Annotated in this window: 22 protein-coding genes and 1 other annotated feature; of the genes, 16 read left to right on the forward strand and 6 right to left on the reverse strand. The window is 35.5% G+C overall.

Translation table 11 applies throughout. The features are described 5' to 3' along the window. Positions 1–225: 225 nt before the first annotated feature. Positions 226–1,590, reverse strand: a complete 1,365-nt coding sequence (dnaA, locus tag HMPREF0634_RS01745) for a chromosomal replication initiator protein DnaA (protein ID WP_007788431.1) — start codon at positions 1,588–1,590, stop codon at positions 226–228. Positions 1,591–2,107: 517 nt separating this feature from the next. Here dnaA and rpmH point away from each other — a divergent pair. The 5 genes from rpmH to jag all read left to right on the forward strand — a co-directional run bounded on the left by rpmH (position 2,108) and on the right by jag (position 4,503). After that, positions 2,108–2,242, forward strand: coding sequence for a 50S ribosomal protein L34 (gene rpmH, locus HMPREF0634_RS01750; RefSeq protein ID WP_007788395.1), 135 nt, complete (start codon positions 2,108–2,110; stop codon positions 2,240–2,242). Between the two features lie 77 nt (positions 2,243–2,319). Continuing rightward, a complete protein-coding gene (gene rnpA / locus HMPREF0634_RS01755) occupies positions 2,320–2,697 on the forward strand; it encodes a ribonuclease P protein component (protein WP_007788402.1) in 378 nt (125 codons plus the stop codon). Positions 2,698–2,765: 68 nt separating this feature from the next. Further along, positions 2,766–2,969, forward strand: a complete 204-nt coding sequence (gene yidD, locus HMPREF0634_RS01760) for a membrane protein insertion efficiency factor YidD (protein WP_207326439.1) — start codon at positions 2,766–2,768, stop codon at positions 2,967–2,969. A 45-nt stretch (positions 2,970–3,014) separates the two neighbouring features. Next, positions 3,015–3,716, forward strand: coding sequence for a YidC/Oxa1 family membrane protein insertase (locus HMPREF0634_RS01765; protein WP_007788398.1), 702 nt, complete (start codon positions 3,015–3,017; stop codon positions 3,714–3,716). Positions 3,717–3,732: 16 nt separating this feature from the next. Continuing rightward, complete coding sequence (gene jag / locus HMPREF0634_RS01770) at positions 3,733–4,503, forward strand: RNA-binding cell elongation regulator Jag/EloR (RefSeq protein ID WP_007788414.1); 771 nt, start codon at positions 3,733–3,735, stop codon at positions 4,501–4,503. A gap of 207 nt (positions 4,504–4,710) precedes the next feature. Here jag and HMPREF0634_RS01775 read toward each other — a convergent pair whose 3' ends face one another. Then, positions 4,711–5,325, reverse strand: a complete 615-nt coding sequence (locus HMPREF0634_RS01775; protein WP_007788425.1) for a superoxide dismutase — start codon at positions 5,323–5,325, stop codon at positions 4,711–4,713. A 46-nt stretch (positions 5,326–5,371) separates the two neighbouring features. Continuing rightward, positions 5,372–5,572, reverse strand: coding sequence for a CsbD family protein (locus tag HMPREF0634_RS01780; RefSeq protein WP_007788404.1), 201 nt, complete (start codon positions 5,570–5,572; stop codon positions 5,372–5,374). Between the two features lie 432 nt (positions 5,573–6,004). Between HMPREF0634_RS01780 and HMPREF0634_RS01785 the strand changes: the two genes are divergently transcribed. From HMPREF0634_RS01785 to HMPREF0634_RS01825, 9 genes are all read left to right on the forward strand, one after another. Further along, positions 6,005–6,889, forward strand: coding sequence for a Rossmann-like and DUF2520 domain-containing protein (locus HMPREF0634_RS01785; protein ID WP_007788442.1), 885 nt, complete (start codon positions 6,005–6,007; stop codon positions 6,887–6,889). A gap of 8 nt (positions 6,890–6,897) precedes the next feature. After that, the gene (gene panB, locus HMPREF0634_RS01790; RefSeq protein ID WP_007788454.1) at positions 6,898–7,725 is read left to right on the forward strand and encodes a 3-methyl-2-oxobutanoate hydroxymethyltransferase; all 828 of its coding nucleotides are present in this window, start codon (positions 6,898–6,900) and stop codon (positions 7,723–7,725) included. A gap of 85 nt (positions 7,726–7,810) precedes the next feature. Further along, a complete protein-coding gene (gene panC / locus HMPREF0634_RS01795; protein ID WP_007788389.1) occupies positions 7,811–8,659 on the forward strand; it encodes a pantoate--beta-alanine ligase in 849 nt (282 codons plus the stop codon). A 94-nt stretch (positions 8,660–8,753) separates the two neighbouring features. Beyond that, positions 8,754–9,005, forward strand: a binding site (T-box leader). Positions 9,006–9,126: 121 nt separating this feature from the next. Then, the gene (brnQ, locus tag HMPREF0634_RS01800) at positions 9,127–10,413 is read left to right on the forward strand and encodes a branched-chain amino acid transport system II carrier protein (protein ID WP_007788477.1); all 1,287 of its coding nucleotides are present in this window, start codon (positions 9,127–9,129) and stop codon (positions 10,411–10,413) included. A 59-nt stretch (positions 10,414–10,472) separates the two neighbouring features. After that, entirely contained in the window at positions 10,473–11,750 is a 1,278-nt protein-coding gene (locus HMPREF0634_RS01805) for an O-acetylhomoserine aminocarboxypropyltransferase/cysteine synthase family protein (protein ID WP_007788475.1), read from the forward strand. 201 nt (positions 11,751–11,951) lie between these two features. Further along, entirely contained in the window at positions 11,952–12,551 is a 600-nt protein-coding gene (locus HMPREF0634_RS01810; RefSeq protein ID WP_007788433.1) for a class I SAM-dependent methyltransferase, read from the forward strand. A gap of 148 nt (positions 12,552–12,699) precedes the next feature. Next, positions 12,700–13,620 carry a DUF4300 family protein gene (locus tag HMPREF0634_RS01815; RefSeq protein ID WP_007788464.1) on the forward strand — a complete coding sequence of 307 codons (921 nt, stop codon included), beginning with the start codon at positions 12,700–12,702 and terminating at the stop codon, positions 13,618–13,620. 96 nt (positions 13,621–13,716) lie between these two features. Then, positions 13,717–14,259: a DJ-1 family glyoxalase III gene (locus tag HMPREF0634_RS01820; RefSeq protein ID WP_007788388.1), complete on the forward strand. Its 543-nt coding sequence runs from the start codon at positions 13,717–13,719 to the stop codon at positions 14,257–14,259. Between the two features lie 29 nt (positions 14,260–14,288). Continuing rightward, on the forward strand, positions 14,289–14,810 hold the full coding sequence (locus HMPREF0634_RS01825) for a phosphatase PAP2 family protein (protein ID WP_007788472.1): 522 nt from the start codon (positions 14,289–14,291) through the stop codon (positions 14,808–14,810). Positions 14,811–14,911: 101 nt separating this feature from the next. Here HMPREF0634_RS01825 and HMPREF0634_RS01830 read toward each other — a convergent pair whose 3' ends face one another. From HMPREF0634_RS01830 to HMPREF0634_RS01840, 3 genes are all read right to left on the reverse strand, one after another. Beyond that, positions 14,912–15,988, reverse strand: a complete 1,077-nt coding sequence (locus HMPREF0634_RS01830) for a cell wall-binding repeat-containing protein (RefSeq protein WP_007788421.1) — start codon at positions 15,986–15,988, stop codon at positions 14,912–14,914. A gap of 92 nt (positions 15,989–16,080) precedes the next feature. Beyond that, on the reverse strand, positions 16,081–16,980 hold the full coding sequence (locus HMPREF0634_RS01835) for a radical SAM protein (RefSeq protein ID WP_007788436.1): 900 nt from the start codon (positions 16,978–16,980) through the stop codon (positions 16,081–16,083). A gap of 158 nt (positions 16,981–17,138) precedes the next feature. Continuing rightward, positions 17,139–17,756 (reverse strand): GerMN domain-containing protein, encoded by a 618-nt coding sequence (locus HMPREF0634_RS01840; RefSeq protein ID WP_040565618.1) that lies wholly within the window; start codon positions 17,754–17,756, stop codon positions 17,139–17,141. Between the two features lie 361 nt (positions 17,757–18,117). On the opposite strand from HMPREF0634_RS01840, the gene HMPREF0634_RS01845 reads away from it, so the two are divergent. Together HMPREF0634_RS01845 and HMPREF0634_RS01850 are read left to right on the forward strand one after the other, a co-directional pair. Continuing rightward, a complete protein-coding gene (locus HMPREF0634_RS01845) occupies positions 18,118–18,297 on the forward strand; it encodes a DUF951 domain-containing protein (protein WP_007788429.1) in 180 nt (59 codons plus the stop codon). Positions 18,298–18,412: 115 nt separating this feature from the next. After that, complete coding sequence (locus HMPREF0634_RS01850; RefSeq protein ID WP_007788462.1) at positions 18,413–19,609, forward strand: aminotransferase-like domain-containing protein; 1,197 nt, start codon at positions 18,413–18,415, stop codon at positions 19,607–19,609. Positions 19,610–20,049: the final 440 nt, after the last annotated feature.

Consider the following 20,049-nt stretch of genomic DNA (forward strand, 5'->3'; position numbering starts at 1 on the left):
TAAATTCCTTATATAAAAAAAATATATAATAACTATAGTAGTAATAGTAGTAGGGCCTGTGGATTGTGTGATAAGTGGTTTAAGTCCACTAAAATACACATTAAATCCTGTGTAAAAATATGTTATCAAATATATTAACAAAATCTGAATCAAATGTGGATAAAATTGTGCCTAAAATAGGATTTAACTTATACACAAGTTTTAAACAGGAAATATGTGTATAAACTAACTATCCAAATCTGAAATTATCTTTTCTATTTTTATCTTTACCTCTTCGCTCTTTTGTATATCATCACTAATCTTGTTGACCGCATGCATTACTGTTGTATGGTCTCTTCCCCCAAATTCATCACCAATAGCTGGTAGGGATAGGTCTAGAAGATTTCTTGATATATACATAGCCACCTGCCTAGGGAAGGCTATGTTCTTGGTCCTCTTTTTGGATATCAAGTCTTCAACACTTATATTGTAGGCATCAGCTACCATCTCTTTTATCCTAAGTATATTTACCTCCTTAGTAGTGTATGATACCAGGACATCCTTAAGAGCTTCTTTAGCAGTAGCTAAATTCATAGGTTTTGCAGATAGGTTGGAATATAGGATTACCTTGTTTAAGGCCCCCTCCAACTCCCTGATATTTGACTTTACATTGTCTGCTATATATTCAAAGACATCTGAATCTATGTCTAACTTGTCATTTTCAGCCTTATTCTGTAGTATTGCCATCCTAGTACCATAGTCAGGAGCCTGGATATCTGTTATCAAACCCCATACAAACCTAGACCTCAACCTTTCTTCAAGTTCTGGTATATCCTTTGGTGGCTTGTCGCTTGATAGGATAATCTTCTTACCAGCACCATGTACATCATTGAAGGTATGGAATAATTCTTCTTGGACAGAGTTTTTTCCAGCTACAAACTGGACATCATCTATCATAAATATATCAACATTCCTATACTTCTCCCTAAACTCGCTATTCTTCTTTTCTCTTATAGCTGTAACCATCTCATTAGTAAAGGTTTCAGATGAAACATAGAGTATTTTTTTTGATGGATCTCTTTCCAAGACCCTGTGGCCAATAGCATGCATAAGGTGGGTTTTTCCAAGACCTACACCACCATATAAAAATAGGGGGTTATCATTAGCTGTCTCATCGTATTCAGCTACCCTTTGACATGCTGCAACAGCCATAGCATTACTAGATCCTACAACAAAGGTATTAAATGTGTATTTAGGATTTAAGTTTGAGTTGGCTATGCTTGTAGCCAGGTCCATTATTTTTTCACTGTTTTCTTTAGGATTGCTATTTTTTTCAATGTTTGTATTTATTTCCGTATCAGTAGTATCATCATTGGTCAAAACAATGACGTCCTTTATATTTGCTGCCAATTCATCAAAAGCCACTAAAATCTTGTCCTTATATTGCTTTTCAAAAAACTCCTTAGACCTATTATCTCCACTTAGGTATAAAATATTGTTGTTAATTGCTATTGGAACAGTATTCTCATTGAAATATAGGGTGAATATTGACTTTGGGAAAACACCCTTTAGCTTTTGTTGTGCTGAAGTCCACAAATTTTTCACGTCCATTTACCGGTTACCCTCCTTTATCTATTTAATAGTGTGTATATATTGTTGATAGTAATGGTATAATTACGAATAAAAAAACTTAGGCATAAAAATTATACATATACAATTGTGTATAAAAAGTGAATAAAAAATATACTTATCAACAAGGTGGAAAATTACCACGATTTTTAGTGTATATACATTATATACCGATAATTAAAAAAGTTGTCCACAAAGTTATTAACAAAATGTGGATAAATAAGGGGGCTATTTTTAACTTTTTCAACATCTAGTTATATCTGTGGATAAAATAAAGAAATTTATCCCGTATATTGTTGATAAAAATAATACAAAAAAATTTAAAAATAGCTTGGATTTTGAAAATAATTTTTATTAGGGGATTTTTTTGATATATAATCCCATATAAATGGGATAAATTCAATGAATTTGAGAAAAATAATTGACTTTTAAGCATATAATCATTATAATTATATTGTTATGTTTACAATGATGATTAAAGGAAAGGAGTGTTCTAAGGATGAAGAGAACTTATCAGCCAAAGAAAAGACAGAGAAAAAGAGAACATGGATTCAGAAAGAGAATGAAGTCTCCAAATGGAAGAAATGTTTTAAAGAGAAGAAGAGCTAAAGGTAGAAACAGATTAACTCACTAATTTGTAGGTTAGTTCTAATTTTATAATATGAAAAACCACTGTTACGGTGGTTTTTTTTGTAAAGGTGGAGGTTATTGATGCACTTTAATAACACCGACGGAATCAAAAAAGATTCTGATTTTAGAAAGGTTTACCAGAGGGGTAAATCTTTGGCCGATAGAAATTTGGTCATATATACAATGAAGAACAAGTCTGACAAGTCTAGGATTGGTATATCAATATCCAAGAAGGTGGGCAAGGCCCATGAAAGAAACAGGATTAGGAGATGTATCAAGGAGGCCTATAGGCTAAATATAGACGACAAGGTCCTGGGGGGCTATGACCTGGTATTTATAGCCAGAATTAATGCTGCAGACAAGGACTACAGGGAACTTGAAAGGTCTCTTAAGTATATATGCAAGAAGGCCAACATAATTAAGAAGGATGGTAAGAAACAGGTATCAAAGAAGAGGTGACTTGGACTATGAGGTTTCTAATAGATAATATTAAAAGGTTATTTAAGAAAGTAAGTAGTATCTTGGCCATGGCCTGCATAGGTCTGGTTAGGTTTTACCAGGTTGTTATATCCCCTTTAAAGGGACCTACTTGTAGGTTTTATCCTACCTGTTCTCAATACTCTATCCAGGCATTTAAAAAATATGGCTTCCTAAAGGGACTGTGGTTGACTCTTAGAAGAGTAAGTAAGTGTCACCCTTTTCACCCAGGCGGTTACGACCCTTTGAAGTAGGAGGTCTATCTCAAAAGTTGAGGTATAATTTACCAGGAGGTAAGAATGGGACAGATTGCAAGTCTATTTGGTATAGCCCTAAAGGCTATATATGGTGTAATAGGTAACTATGGTTTATCTATTATAGTCTTTACTATTATAGTAAAGATGATTTTGATGCCTTTGACTGTAAAGCAGACTAAGTCTACTTTTGCTATGTCAGAGATCAATCCAAAGGTTAAAGAAATTCAGGCCAAGTACAAGAATAAGCCTGAAAAGCAAAATGAAGAAATTTCAAAGTTATACAAGGAATCAGGCATAAATCCATTATCAGGATGTTTACCGATACTAATACAGATGCCAATCCTGATGGGACTGTTTTATGTATTTAAAGATCCAGTAACACATGGCGTATTTGCAAGTAAGGCAGCCATGGCAGCAGCTAATGGAAACTTTTTATGGATAAAGGCCCTATCTAAGCCAGACTATATACTAGCTGTATTTTCAGGTGTCAGTGCCTATTTGATGCAGAAGGTAATGACTCCTAAGGACCAGATAGAGGGACCGATGAAGATGATGTCTTGGTTATTGGCGGGTATGTCACTGTATTGGGGATTCATATTCCCGGCAGCCCTAACTCTATACTGGGGTGTTAGTAATATATTCTCTGTATTCCAGTACTATCTAATTACTAGACCATTGAAGTCTAAATTAGAACAGGAAAAGGCAGATAAAGAAGCTGGCAAGTCTAGTTTTAAAAAGAAGTAAGTAGGGGGTGTTGATAGTGGAATCAAAAGTATTTTATGCCAAGAGTTCAGAGGAAGCTGTTGAACAACTACTGAAGTCTACTAATGCAGATAAGGATAGTATTCAAATTACAGTTTTAGAAAAACCAAGCAAGGGATTTTTAGGTATAGGTGCCAAGAGTGGTGTCTACAGCCTAGAATACGAATTGATAAAGGAATCTGAACCAAGTAGGGAAGAATTAGTAGAAGAAAATAAGGAAGTCATCCTGGACAAGGGTGATGACCAGAAAACTGAACCAAGTGGTCAGGATAAAGTTGATAATGATGAAAGACAAGATAAAGTAAACATAACAGAAGAAGATGAAATGAGGATAGCCAAGGAATTCGTGGTAGAATTACTTAAAAATGCTGATGTAGAAGCAGAAGTTGATGTTCTTATAGAAGACAACCTAATCAAGGTTAAGATAAGTGGGGATGATGCAAGTTGCCTGATAGGTAGAAGGGGTGATACCCTAGATGCTATTCAGTTCTTGACAGGACTAGCCCTTAACAAGTTTAACAAGGACTCACATACTAGGGTCTTTGTAGATATTGAAAACTATAGGAGTAAGAGGGAAGAATCCCTAAAGAGATACTGCTACAAGGCTGCTAGAGAGGTTGCTAAGACTAGGAGAACAAAGAAGCTTGACTACATGAATCCTTATGAAAGAAGGATAATTCATTCAGCCCTTCAGAACGATAGGTTTGTTATAACTTATAGTGAGGGAACAGACCCATACAGGAGAGTTGTAATTGAATATAAGAGATAGTATATAAAAACAATAAAAGCTAATATTAAGACATATCAAAAAAGGAACATCTAAATAGGAAGTATAGGATTTTTTGCATACTTTCCTAAATAAGGATGTTCCTTTTTCCTGCTTGTATAACATTTTGACTCAGTGGGGATAAAAAACCAACCCCTTAAGCTAAATTTTTACAACAATTATTTTCAATTAGTTTTAATTATTTAAAAATTATTTGCAGTGTTCATAATTTTTGCTTACTTTCTCCCAATCAAGAACTTTAAAGAAATTTTTTACATAATCCCCTCTTAAATTCTTATATTGTAAATAGTAAGCATGCTCCCATACATCAATAGCCAAAATAGGAGTATTATGTCCATCTTCCATAAATGGATTATTCTGGTTTGCAGACTTTGTAGCATAAAGCTTTCCTTCCTTATCAGAAGAAAGAAATGCCCAACCTGAACCAAACTGTCCTAAAGCTAAGTTCTGCAAAATTTCTACCAAGTTTTCCATGGAACCAAAATCTCTATTAATAGCCTCTTCCAAAGCTGGGCTAGGTTTAGTGCCCTTCTTAGGACTTATTACAGAAAAATACAAATTATGGTTATAATATCCACCACCATTATTCTGTAAAGAATCTCGTAAGGCTTGGTCAGATACTGAAGAAAGTGTCGAAAGTATTTCCTCCACAGACTTGTTAGAAAGTCCTGCTTTTTCCACAGCCTCATTAAAATTTTTAGTATAGGATGCATGATGCTTCCCATAATGGGTTTCCATAGTTAGGGTATCAATATAGGGTTCTAAATCATAAAAATCATATTCTAATTTCACTTGTTCAAACATAAAAGCCCTCCCTGATCAACATGCTAACACCTAGATGTCAAATTTATTATTTATCTTTTTTTACGATATTTTTGACACCATCAATTGTTCCTTCTATAGCATCTTTAACGTTTTCCGCAAGGTCCTTAACTTTCGCTGTAGTCTTTTCGGCAGCTCCTTCTTTTTCCAATTTTTTATCGCCTGTTACTTTGCCTACACCTTCTTTTACTGCACCTTTTACTTCATCAATTCTTTCTTCTGTTGACATGATTATTCCTCCTTAAATTTATTTTTTATTAGTCTCCTTTTTGTTTATATTTATATATCTACCCTAAAATTCTTTAAATAAACGATTTTTAAGAATATTCGGTATATATAATATTACATATTATTATATATTATGAATTTAATCACCTTCCAATTAGATAATGTGAAATTATTTATATTAAAAAATTATAAAATATTATAATTTTTTATGTACTTGTAAAGATTCATAAACTTGTCTTGTAAGTCTTTTTAGGAAAGTAATTAAATTTAATTGAATTATATATCTTTAGTTATAGACAAAAAGTCTTATTTTTCTTGATTTTTAATTGAGATTATGATAAATTTTACTTGTATGGTGGTATTCGGAGGAAACTACACATTTTGAATAATTTAATTATCTTTATAGTATTACACTCTTTGGAGGTGATAACTCATGTACAACATAGGAATTATTGGCGCAGGTAAGGTTGGCGTGTCCCTAGGAAGGTACTTATTGGGCCTTGATTATACAAACCTAGTAGGTTATTACAGTAGGAGTCTTTACAGTTCAGCCTATGCTGCAAAGGTAACAAATTCGGGTAAGTTTACCAGCATAGAAAAGTTGGTAGAAAAAAGTAATGTCATACTTATAACTACTCCAGATGATCAAATAAGCGAGATTTGGAGTACAATATCAAAATTTAGTATTCAAAATAAGATAGTTTGCCATTGTAGTGGTTCACTATCATCAGAAATTTTCTTCGATATATCTTCAAAAGGAGCCAGTGGCTGCTCCATGCATCCAATTTTAGCAATTTCAAGCAAGGAAAATTCATACAAGGACCTTTCTAGTGCCTTCTTTACCCTAGAAGGACAGGATAAGGCTATTGAGTTTTTTTCAAGGGTCCTAGACTCAAAAAGGAATAAGTACAAGGTTTTATCTAAGACAGAAAAGACCAAGTACCATATTTCATCTGTATTTATTAGCAACCTGATAATAGCTATGGGTAATATATCCATCAAACTATTAGGTGACTACGATTTTAGCCAGGAAGAGGCCCTAGATGCCCTAAAGTCCTTGGCTGTGGGAAATATGGACAAGTTCTTTGCAAGGGGTCCTCAAGATGCCTTAACTGGACCTGTTGAGAGAAATGATCTAGGTACTGTAGAAAAACATTTAAAAGCCTTAAGTGATGATAAATACGAAAATGTTGAAAAAATATACAGGCTCTTAAGTCTGGAACTTGTAGGTATTGCTAGGGAAAAAAATTGTGACAGGGACTATAGTAATTTGGAAAATTTATTACTGAAAGGGGAAGGACCTCTAAGTGAGGATTAGGAGAAAATATGAAAAATACTGTTTTAACATTCAAGGAAGCCAAGCAAAAAGGTGAAAAATTAACTATGCTGACTGCATATGACTATTCAACTGCCAAGCTGGTAGATGAAGCTGGTGTAAACTCAATCTTAGTTGGTGACTCATTGGGTATGGTAATGTTGGGTTATGAAGACACCCTAAGTGTAACAATGGAAGATATGATCCACCACACGGCAGCAGTTGCCAGGGGAACAAAGAATGCCTTGGTTGTTGGTGATATGCCATTTTTATCATACAACACCGGTATAAGGGATGCGGTAATCAATGCTGGTAGGTTGATGAGCGAAGGTCGTGCAAATTGTGTAAAACTAGAGGGTGGTAAGGAAGTTTGTGATGTTATAAGGGCTATAACAGACGCCAAGATACCAGTTTGTGCCCATATAGGCCTAACACCTCAGGCTGTAAATGCCCTAGGTGGATTTAAAGTCCAAGGAAAGAGTCTAGAATCTGCCAAGGCCTTGATAGAAGATGCTTTGGCTGTTCAGGAGGCAGGAGCCTTTGCAGTTGTACTAGAATGTGTTCCAGCTGCCCTTGCAGAAAAGATAAGCTCTATGCTTGATATACCAACAATAGGGATAGGTGCAGGTCCTGGCTGTGACGGTCAGGTCTTGGTTTACCAGGATATGCTAGGAGTATACAAGGACTTTACTCCAAAGTTTGTAAGGAAATTTGCCAATGTTGGAGAGGTTATGACTCAAGGTATAAAGGCTTATATAGACGCTGTTGCTGACGGTTCATTCCCAGAAGAAAAGCACTGTTTCAAGATATCTGAAGATATAATAGACAAACTATATTAATTAGAAAATATAAATAAAATAGCAGTCCAGACTCTATAATAAGCCTTGGATTATAGCTAGTAAATTGGTGAGAGGTTTAGGAAAAATGAAAGTTATTAGAAATATAGATGAAATAGTTAAAATTACGAGAAAGATAAAGGAAGATGGATATAGCCTGGGCATGGTTCCAACAATGGGTTGCCTACATGAGGGTCACAAGAGCCTGATAAAAAAGGCTGTAGAAAATAATGACAGGGTGGTTGTAAGTGTATTTGTAAACCCAACCCAGTTTGGACCGGATGAAGATTATGAGAGTTATCCAAGGACTTTAGAAGCTGATGCCAAGTTGTGCGAGGAAATAGGGGCTGACTATATCTTCCATCCAGACCCAGACCAAATGTACCCAGATGGATATAGTACCTTTGTTGTCCCAAGTGAAAAAATGACAAACATCCTATGTGGTGTTACCAGGCCAGGTCATTTTAGGGGGGTATGTACAGTTTTGACTAAGCTATTCACTATAGTAAGGCCTGATAGGGCTTATTTTGGAGAAAAGGACATCCAGCAGTTGGCCATAGTTAAGAGGATGGTAAAGGACTTTAATTTTGGTATAGACATAATTGGCTGCCCTATAATCAGGGAGGATGATGGTCTAGCCAAGAGTTCTAGAAATACTTACCTTAACGATGAAGAAAGGGCTGCGGCTACTGTCCTTAGGAGGAGTATTTTAGAGGGTAAAAAGGCTATTGATTCAGGTAATTTATCCAAGGAGGAGGTCTTGAAAATTATAAAAGGCGAAATAGAAAAAGAGAGACTTGCCAGGATAGATTATGTGGAAATAATAGATTTTGATACCTTTGATCAGGTTGAAACAATCAAGGATAATACCCTGATAGCTATGGCTGTCTACATTGGAAAAACTAGGTTAATTGACAATTTGGTTATTAATTTATAGCCTTTATAGAATTAAATATAGAAAAATTAGAAAATTTTTACAAAATTTTTTATTTTTCGTATTGACAAAAAGGTCCATACTTTTTATAATGTATATCAAGACGTTGAAGAGAAGAGTAAAAAGTCATTCAATCAGTACAGAGACATTTCGGTTGGTGAGAGAAATGAGAGAGAAGCTTTTGAACATGGCCTTGGAGTCATCGCATCGAGATCTAAGTATTTAGGTTAAGGTTGCGACGGGTGTGCCCGTTATAGCATTGCGAGTATGATGGTACTCAATAAGGTCTTTTTAGTGATAAAAAGATGAATTAAGGTGGTAACACGTGAGTTATGCTCTCGTCCTTTATGGGATGGGAGCTTTTTTTATTATCAATAACTCATAACCGGGGTGCGCAACTGGTTCCTTAATGGATTGCTATACTTCTCTTTCTCTTTCATCTATATTAGTTAAATAAAAAGGAGAAGAATATGAAAAAACAAAAGAAGGATATTTTTATAGTAGGATTAGCCCTGTTTGGTTCCTACTTTGGCGCAGGAAACTTAATTTTTCCTCCCCTACTGGGCTTTTTATCAGGTAGTCAGTGGTCTTTAGCTGCAATAGGATTTTGTGTTTCTGCAGTCCTAATGCCGGTTGTTGGACTATATGTAATTTCGAAAAATGGTGGGTCTCTTGAGGCCATGACTGAAGATATACATAAGAATTTTGCTAAATTTTTGCTATTATTTATAATGTTATTTGCAGGAAATATATCTGTACCTCGTACAGGGGCAGTTGCCTATGAATTAGGTTTTAAGGCTCTTTTCCCTGGTGTACCAATCATAGTATTTATTATAGGATACTTTGCTATAGCCCTTTATTTCTCACTGGATGTAAACAAGATGATCAATAAGGTTGGTAAGTTCCTAACACCAGTATTGGTAGTTGTACTACTAGGAATAATTATAAAGGGAGTACTTACTCCAATAGGAAATCCAATAGCCCCACAGCAAAGTGGTGTATTTACACATTCATTCTTAGAGGGTTACCAGACTGGAGACCTAATAGTGAGTTACCTTATAGGTACTGTCTTTATAGGAGATATAGTCCACAGAGGATATAAGTCTAGTGGAGAAAGAAATAGACTTACTGCATATTGTGGTGTGATTGCCCTAATCCTTTTGGCTGTTATCTATGTGGGCCTAATCTATTTAGGATCTTCAGTAAGCAGCTACTATCCAAAGGATATAGAAAGAAGTCAGTTATTACTAGGCATAGCTGAAAGAGTTCTTGGAAAGAATGGAATGTTATTCCTTTCAATAGCCGTAGTTCTAGCCTGCGTAACAACTGCTATAGGCCAGATTACATCTATAGCTAACTTCTTCCATGATTTTTCAAATGGAAAGATACCACACAAGTTAGCTGCCTTAGTTTTCGCAATTCTTGGTGCTATAATAGCTGTACTAGGTGTAGAAAAAATAATCTACTTTGCAACACCAATTTATAAGGGGGTTTACCCAAGTTTAATAGTTCTGATGATTTTAGGTATCTTCCGTAAGTTTATACCTAACAAGCAGAGCTTCAGATATGCACTTATATTTACACTAGCAGTAAGTATTTTAGAAGCAATTTTATCAGTTGCTGACGTAGCTATTATCAAAGCATTTGTAGACATACTTCCATTTAGTGGTCTTGGCTTTGCATGGTTCCTACCTGCAACACTTGGATTTATAATAGGAGCTGTTAGGGGCAAAGAACCTCTAACTCAGTTTGAATAAAAGGAATGTTAAGTAAAAAAAATATATTTTAGAAAATTTTAGAAAAAGGAGTGATATTAATGTCAAATTACAATACTAACACAATATGCGTACAAGGTGGTTACGAACCAAAAAATGGAGAACCAAGAGTGGTTCCAATAGTACAATCTACAACTTACAAGTATGAGTCATCTCAGCAAATGGGTGACCTATTCGACCTAAAGGATTCAGGCTACTTCTATACTAGACTTGCCAATCCAACAAATGATGCTGTAGCAAGAAAAATATGCCAGCTTGAAGGTGGTGTAGCAGCTATACTAACTTCATCAGGCCAGGCTGCCAACCTATTTGCCATAATAAATATTGCCAGTGCAGGTGACCATGTTATATCTTGTTCTGCTATCTACGGTGGAACATATAACCTAATAGCCAACACTTTGAAGAATTTGGGTATCGAGTCTACTTTCGTTGAACCGGATATTTCAGTAGAAGAGCTAGAGTCAAAGTTCCAGCCTAACACGAAGTTGGTTTTTGGTGAAACCCTATCAAATCCGTCACTTAGTATCTTAGATATAGAAAAATTTGCTAATGTAGCCCATAAGCATGGTGTGCCACTAATAGTTGACAATACTTTCCCTACACCAATTTTCTGTAAGCCTTTTGAATGGGGGGCAGACATTGTTACACACTCAACTACAAAGTACATGAATGGTTCAGCAAATTCAGTTGGTGGTGTAGTTGTAGACTCAGGTAACTTCGATTGGACAAAATACAGTGATAAATATCCAGGACTAACAACCCCTGATCAAACTTACCATGGAACAGTATATACTGAAAGTTTTGGTAAGGCGGCATATATTACAAAGATGACGACTAACTTAATGCGTGACCTGGGTTCTATACCTTCACCTCAAAATGCCTTCTACCTGGGTGTTGGTCTAGAAACACTACACCTAAGAATGGAAAGACACTTTGAAAATGCCCTAGCCCTTGCTAAGCACCTGGAAAAGCATCCAAAGGTATCTTGGGTATCTTTCTCAGGCTTAGAAAACGACAGCCAGTATGAACTAGCACAGAAGTACCTACCAAAGGGGTCTTGTGGTGTAATTTCATTCGGTGTTGAAGGTGGTAGAGAGGCAGCAGTTAAGTTCATGGACTCTTTAAGGTTAGCTTCAATCGTTACTCACGTAGCTGATACAAGGACTTGTGTACTACATCCAGCATCTACTACACACAGACAGATGAATGATGCAGAACTATTGGCAGCAGGGGTATCTCCTGACCTGATCAGACTTTCTGTAGGTATAGAAGATATCAACGATATTATAGCTGATATTGACCAGGCCTTAGAAAAATAAATTTAAATAAGCCTCCCAAAAGGAGTTGTATATAGTTAATAGGTTTATTATACTATAGCAACTCCTTTTGCTTTATAGGGAAGTTGTGATTTCATAAGGGGTAGGATATTTTATGCCTAAGGGGTAAAGGAGATATGATATAATAAAAATATAAAAATGATTATCAATATATTTTTTATTATAAAGGAGGTCAGTGTTCTTATGAAAAAAAAGGTTTGGGATAGGTTTGCCCCCCTATATGACTTAGCAATGAAGTCTGATAGGGACACCTATGACGATATGTATTCAAAAATATCTGATTCAGTAGGTGGAAAGTCAGTTTTGGAAATAGCCAGTGGTACAGGTCGCCTGGCCAGGAGTGTAGCCCCTGCTAGCAAAAGATTTGTAGCAACAGATTATTCTGAGGGTATGTTATCCGTTGCCAGTAAGGAGGCTTGTCCAGATAATCTTTCTTTCGAGCTTGCAGATGCTAATAACCTACCCTATCCAGATGATAGCTATGAGGTGGTTATAATAGCTAATGCCCTCCATATAATGCCAGACCCGACCAAGGCCCTAAGTGAAATAAGGAGGGTATTGAAGCCGGGTGGACTTTTGATAGCCCCAAATTTTGTTAATAGGGCTGGTGGGGTCAAGTCCAATCTTTGGACTAGGTTCTTGAGCCTTATAGGGGTAAATTTTGAGCATAGGTGGACTGAGGATGAATATGCTAAATTTATAGAGGATAATGGGTGGAAGATAGAGTATAGGGGTATTATAGATACAAGGATACCTATAGTCTACCTAGAATGCAGGCCATAAATATTTTAAGAAACTACTATAAATATGCCAGTATAGATGTAATTCAGCAATCTAATGTAGTATAGGTTGATACAAATTAGAGTATATTATTTTGAGTTCCTATTTGAGATTATATAGGTTTAAATAATAAATATAAGGAGATAAGTTTATGAAAAAGAATTTAAAGAAGATATGCATACTATCACTTTGCCTATTTATAGCCACGGGGTGTAGTATTAATGATAAGGATGACTCTAGAAGCAAACAAAGTCCATCGACAAGTACAAGTGAGTCTAAATCAGATAAGACTAAGGGGATGAAGGTAACTTATACAAATGTAAGTGATAAGGCCAGTAGGGACCTTTTGGCTAATTTATTCGACCAGGCCGGTATTTCAAAGGATAGACAGAAGGTGTTCTTTGACCACCTTGACCAGTTTAACTCTAGTGTTGATAATAAGTCTTTGACAGGACCTTTTGAAGAGGCAGGTGTCCAAGATACCAAGTATGACCCATATGATATGCAGGACCAGTGGAAGAAAAAAAATAGTGACTTTGAAGGCTATAATTGCAGGATAACTTCATATGGTTTATTTGGTGACTATATTAAGGCAAGCCAGTCCAAGACCAGTGATGATACAGAAAACCTTGGTATAGATCTACTGTCTCTAACAAGAGATAATTCTGCTACAAAGACGGATAATGAAAAGAATATATTTAAGAATATCTTTAATGAAGTAAAAACTATCGATACAAAAGATATAAATAAACACTATGAGATATTTAAAAAAGAATGGGAATCCAGGGGGGTAAAATTTACCAAAAATAATAAGGCCAGCATAGTGTCCGTAGTATTCCACAGCCAGATTGAAAAGGGGAAAGACAGCCTCTTTATAGGTCATGTGGGTATAATGCTCAAGGCAAAGGATGGTGTATACTTTGTGGAAAAGGTAGCCTTTCAAGAACCATACAGGTTGAATAAGTTTAAAAATAAGGAAGAGTTAAAGAAGTACCTGATGGAAAAGTACGATGTAGAATATGACCAGCCTACAGCCAAGCCATTTGTATTAGAAAATGACTCTCTAATCTAGATTTATAACAAAAAATGATTATGCAGCAGGGATATTTTCTAGTATAAACATGATATAATAGTTGGTAAATAAAGATTACATTAGGAGGGGTATTTTATGAAAAAGGTCGCTGTTTTATTGGCTAATGGATTTGAAGAAATAGAGGCTCTTGCCAGTGTAGATATACTGAGGAGGGCAGAATTTGAAGTTGATACAGTTTCTATGAATGATGACTTAGAAGTTGAATCAGCCAGGGGCGTAAAAATAATTGCAGATAAGGGATTTACTGATATGGAAGCCTATGATATGGTGGTCCTACCAGGTGGTAAGGGGGCCTGGCTCAACAGGGATGACCAGCGTGTAATAGACCTCCTTGTAGGCTACAACCAAGAAAATAAGTATATAGGAGCCATATGTGCTGCCCCTATGGCCATGGGGAGGGCAGGTATTATTGGCGGTAAGAAGGTAACTTCCTATCCAGATGATGAGGTCAGGTCCTATCTCAACCAGGCATACTACCTAGATCAAGCAGTTGTCGTAGATGGAAATATAGTTACATCCCAGGGTCCGGCTACAAGTTTTGAATTTGCCTATACCCTTGTTGAATTATTGGGTGGAGATGCTCATAGCCTAAGGTCAGAAATGCTTTATAAAAAATAATTCATATTACTTAAAGGGGTATAATTTTAATGAATTTTGATATGGTAATTTTAGATTTGATACAGAGCAATATAAGGACTGGTTTCATGGATGCTATTATGCCCTTTATAACCCAGTTGGGTGATGCAGGTCTTATATGGATTATCCTGTCTATAGGCCTGATTATACCTAAGAAAACCAGGAAGATAGGCTTTGTAATGATAATAGCCCTTATATTAAATGGAATTATATGCAATATAATTCTTAAGCCAATGCTAGCAAGAATAAGGCCCTTTGATGTAAATACAGCTATTAAATTACTGATAAATAAGCCGAGGGATTTTAGTTTTCCATCTGGCCATACATCAGCATCATTTACGGCTGCGAGTGTATTATTTTTCAGAAAGAGCAAGTTATTTGTACCAAGTTTGGTACTAGCCTTTCTGATAAGCTTTTCAAGGCTATACCTGTATGTGCACTACCCTAGTGATGTCCTGGCAGGGCTTGTATTGGGCATACTGTGTGGCTATATAGGTCATAGGGCTGTGGCCAGTAAAGAAATTAATATTTAAGCATATAAAAGAGTCTGTAAAATTTTATTAAATGTTTTTTACAGACTCTTTTTTGTGAAATAAAGTTATTAATACACTGAGTTACAGTTTATATTTAAAATCTATAGACCTCTAAGTTCATTTTCAACATTCTTAGATACAGACCTTTCACCACCAACTATAATTATGTTCTTTATATTGTTTTCTCGTATAAAAGTCTTAGTATCTTTATTTAGCTGACCTGGTTTTGTAAGCAGGATAGTACCATTATTCATTGTTGCTGCTGTACCAGATGCAAGGGCATCAGGATAGTTAGTGCCATCTACTATAACCGCTGTAGAGATATTCTTTTGAAGAACAATTTTGTATGCCTTGGCAATTTCTATTGCTGTTTTGTACCTGTCTTGTCCAGCTATCCTACCAGTATAATACTCTTGCTTTGTACCGTCATCATCTGTCCATTCATGACGAACCAAGCCAACCGGGTGATCAAAATCTTCTTCAGTAATAAATTTTGATGGTACTGAATTAAATCCACCTATGATAAAACCATATCCCTTCAAATAATCATTTTGCCTAGTGTATTCATTCTCGTCGTATCCACACATCATCATAGCGTGTCTTCTCGCAAGTTCTGATGTAAAAGGAACTGCTGAAAGAATATCAGGGAATATATTATCATTTATTAGTACCACATTTCCAATATCCCCTCTCGCTTCTCCATAATAATATGTTTGGAATATTGACCAGTCAATTTGGTTTACAAAGTCTTCTGTCAATGGATGTGGTGTTGTATTTGTAAATCTAGTGGGCGTGATGTTTATTGACTTCAATGAGTTATCTATGCTCCTATTAAGTACATTATAATCACCCATAATATAGGCCCTTTTAATGTCCTTGCTTTTCAGTTCATTAAACATTGCCTTGGACATGCCGGCATTAGGTATCACATAGTATGGAACCTTTAAGGCATTAGCCAAGTAGGATCCATAAAGGGCAGTCCTAAAATCAGTACCGGATGCTAGTATGGCTAGATTTCCACTGGCCTTAGTGAAATATTTCTGTTGTACTTTCATAGCAGTCTCATACCTATTGGTTCCAGCAATTCTAGTAACATTCATATTAGCATTAGCAAGAGATGGCCATAGTAAAGCTAATACACATGATAAAACTAATGATTTTTTCAAACTCTTAATCATAACGATTACCTCCAAAAAATAATATTTTTTATAATCTTATTTAATCAATCAGTATAAATTTTTTCTGCTATGAAAGTCTCAAGACTTTCAGATTAAAGAAGAATGCTTCTTCTATCTATCCATTCCTGCATTTCTTCTGGTGATGCTTCTTCCAGTATCTGGTCTATTTGTTTGAGTAATTTTTCCCTATCTGGTGGTACTATACCCTTTATATACATGGTATTAGAGTTATGGGCTGAAGATATAAGGGCAGTTTTTTCTGGTAATAGGTTGTCGATAATCTCCCTAAGTTCTACCAACCTGTCGTATTCACTGGCCTCTTGGTATTGGCCACTCTTATATAGGTCCCATAATTCAGTTCCAGGCACTAGGGTTACAGACATAGGAAAGACCCCCCTGGCATTTACCTGACTGAGCATTTTACCAGTCTTTCTACCATTTTCTATAGCCTTGTCTATGCCACGTCCCATCAGACCTGTCAGGATCATTGCATAGTAGTTATAGTTAAACTTGTCCAGTCTCTTCATTTCCCTGATGGCCTCATCAACTGTATTACCCTTGTTGATAAATTCCAGGGCCTCTTGGTTGCCACTCTCTACACCTATGTAGAGGTCGTTGATACCAGCCTCTTTTAGCTGCCTAAGCTCATCATCAGTCTTGTTTTCTATATCCTTTATAGATGCATAGGTAGTAATTACCTCCACATTTTTAAGGTATTTGTGGATGATTTCAGCTATTTTTAAGAGTCTTTCAGCCTTTAGGACAAAGGGGTTACCGTTTAATAGGAATACCCTCTTAGTTGACCTATAAAATGGGTGTTGGCTAGCTTCTATTACATCAGATTCTATCTGTTCCAGGCTCTCCATCTTGAAGTTTGTATACCTGTACATACCACAGAACTTACATTTATTGTGGGTACATCCACTAGTTACCTGTAGCAAGAGCGACTTGTACTCCTTTGGTGGTCTATATATTTGCTCATCGTATTTCATATTTTTTTATCCTTTCTAACCTTTACAAGAATTTATAATTATTGGTATTTATATTTCAATTTTTTTCTATTTTTAATTCTACAAGCCAAAAATTCCTTAATACAGGGGCTTATAGGTTAAAATTAAAAGGGAGCGAAGTTAACTCCCTTTTAATAAATTTACTGGTATTTCAGGTATTCCCCGTCCTTTAAGGCTATGTGTCCACTAGAATAATTCTGACCGTCTACAGTTAGTTTTACCTGTTCAACCTTAAAAGTCTTTACCAAGCTATTGGCGAAACACCTTAGTGTTAGGGATTCTGCTGTAGATCCTTGATTAAAATTTATGAACTTATCATTCATATCGACTACAAGAGTTCTAACTCCATCTATTTCTGTAACCTTGGCTGAGTTTACTTCAACTCCTTTTTGTAGCATATTATTCTCTATCATGGCCTTGACTATATTACCCACACTAACCTCATCTACTTCCTTTGTGTTTTCTGTCAACTTTTCTGTGTTGATATCAAATGTGTAGTAGATTATCTTGGCCTGCTTGGTATTTTTGTTGCCTTTATCCTCATCCTTACCTTTATCAGTTTTATTTTTATCTGCCTGGTTGTTTTTATCTTCTTTCTTCGTGGCCTGACTACCTGTATCTATAGTATCTTCAGTTCCTGATTTCTGGTCTTTATTATCAGTCTGGTCTTGACCGTTTTTACAGGCAGTTAAGAACATAGAGCCTAAAACTAAGGTTGTAGATAAAAGTATTATTTTTATTTTTTTGTTTATTTTCATAATAGATCTCCCCCTCTTAAATTTATATATGATCTGGCAAAATATCAACAAATATATAAATAAATTTTTAAATATATATTTTTGGATTAGATATGCTAAATATCAGTATATATAATAATATTGTTATTACCTATATTATAACATATTCTTTAACTAGTATAAAATTTATACAAAAATTCTACAGAATATTTTAGATTTAATGTTCAAATAATGCAAATCTTATGATATTATATACATATAAGTATGTAGGAATACTTGAATGATGCAGTTCAAGTTTTGTTTTTTGTGCTTTAAGCAAACGCTTTTATAATATTAATAAAAACTTGGGATTGTATTAATATCTTAATAAGGAGGACTGGTTATGCCACTGGATATAAAAGTTGGCAGTCTTGTTGAATTAAAAAAACAACATGCTTGTGGTTGTAAGGAATTTACAATTATAAGAACTGGTGCAGATGTCAAATTTAAGTGTAATTCTTGTGGAAGAATTATTATGTTAGACAGGGAAACAGCAGAAAAAAGGATAAAGAAGTTCCTATAGAGAATATATATGTTGGAGTCCTTTAATTAATCGTCTATAGTTCACAAATTAATTCAAATTCAGTTTGTGGATTAAAATATATTTTGTTTTTATTTAAATGGAGGTGCTTTTTAAAATGGCAGTAAAATTTGCAAGAAGACTAGAAAATGCAGAAGGATCAGCAATACGTGAAATCCTTAAGTTAGCTTCTAATCCAGAAGTTATTTCATTCGCAGGTGGATTACCAGCTCCAGAGCTATTCCCAGTTGAAGAAATGAAGAAGGTTGCTTTAGCAGTTCTTGAAGAACAGGGTAGGGCAGCAATGCAGTACTCTGCAACAGATGGTTTCCCACCACTAAGAGAAGCTATAGCTGAAAGAATGAACAGAAAGCTTTACACTAACGTTACAGCTGACAGCATACTTGTAACTAACGGTTCTCAGCAGTGCTTGGACTTCATGGGAAGAGTATTCCTTGATGAAGGTGACAAGATAATCGTTGAAAGTCCATCTTACCTAGGTGCTCTTAATGCATTTAAGGCTTACGGACCAGAATTCATTGAAATACCAACTGATGAAGATGGTATGATAATGTCTGAATTGGAAAAGGCTCTTGCTGCAAACCCAGACGTTAAGTTCATCTATGTTATTCCAGACTTCCAGAACCCATCTGGTAGAACTTGGCCAATAGAAAGAAGAAAAGAATTCATGGAAATCATCAACAAGTATGAAATTCCAGTAGCTGAAGATAACCCATACGGTGAATTAAGATTCGAAGGCGAAATATTCCCATCATTAAAGTCATATGATACAAAGGGACTAGTTCTATTCTTTGGTACATTCTCAAAGATATTCGCTCCAGGATTCAGACTTGGTTGGGTTTCTGCTGCTCCAGAAATTCTTGAAAAGTTCAACATTTCTAAGCAGGCAGCTGACTTACAGGCTTCTACTATCTCTCAGATGGAAATGGCTAAGTTCATAGAAATGTATGACCTAGATGCTCACGTTGAAAAGATCAAAGAAGTATATGGTAAGAGAAGAACTATCATGTTAGACGCTATGGATGAATACTTCCCAGAAGGTGTTACATTCACTAGAACTGACGGTGGTCTATTCACTTGGGTAACACTTCCAGAAGGTATAGATGCAGCTCAGTTGATGAAGGACGTAGTTCTTCCAAACAACGTTGCTTACGTTCCAGGAGAACCATTCTATCCAAACGGTGGAAATGCTAACCACTTCAGAATGAACTACTCTTGTATGCCAGAAGACAGGATTGTTGAAGGTGTTAAGAGATTAGGTAAGGCTCTTCACGAAGCAATATCATCACTATAATAAAAAGTAACAAAATTTAATTTACAATATCTACAGCACCGAATTTTATTCGGTGCTGTTTTTTGATGACCAATTTTCAAAATCACCTGTTTTTATGGGAAAAAAAGTCTATAAGTATATAAGAGCATGACACCTCTCCATGATGAAAGTATATAAGGTTGATATAAAAGGGCAAAAATATTTATCTTGAAAAAATAAAAAAAGCAATATACAACTAAATGGTGTAAATGTAATGTGCTATAACATATGTTACACAATTGAATAAAAAAAGAGAGGAACTCTGATACAATAGTAATATCAACAAAACCATTTAGTAAAGGAGTCCTCTCATGTCTATTATAACAGAAGAAATGCGTTACCGCCAAAAATTATGTGAATTTGCTAAAAAATATGGAGTTACAAAAGCCGCAAGGCGATATCATACTAACCGTCAGTTTGTA

The sequence above is a fragment of the Peptostreptococcus stomatis DSM 17678 genome (genome assembly GCF_000147675.1).
In the GTDB taxonomy this organism is placed as follows: domain Bacteria; phylum Bacillota; class Clostridia; order Peptostreptococcales; family Peptostreptococcaceae; genus Peptostreptococcus; species Peptostreptococcus stomatis.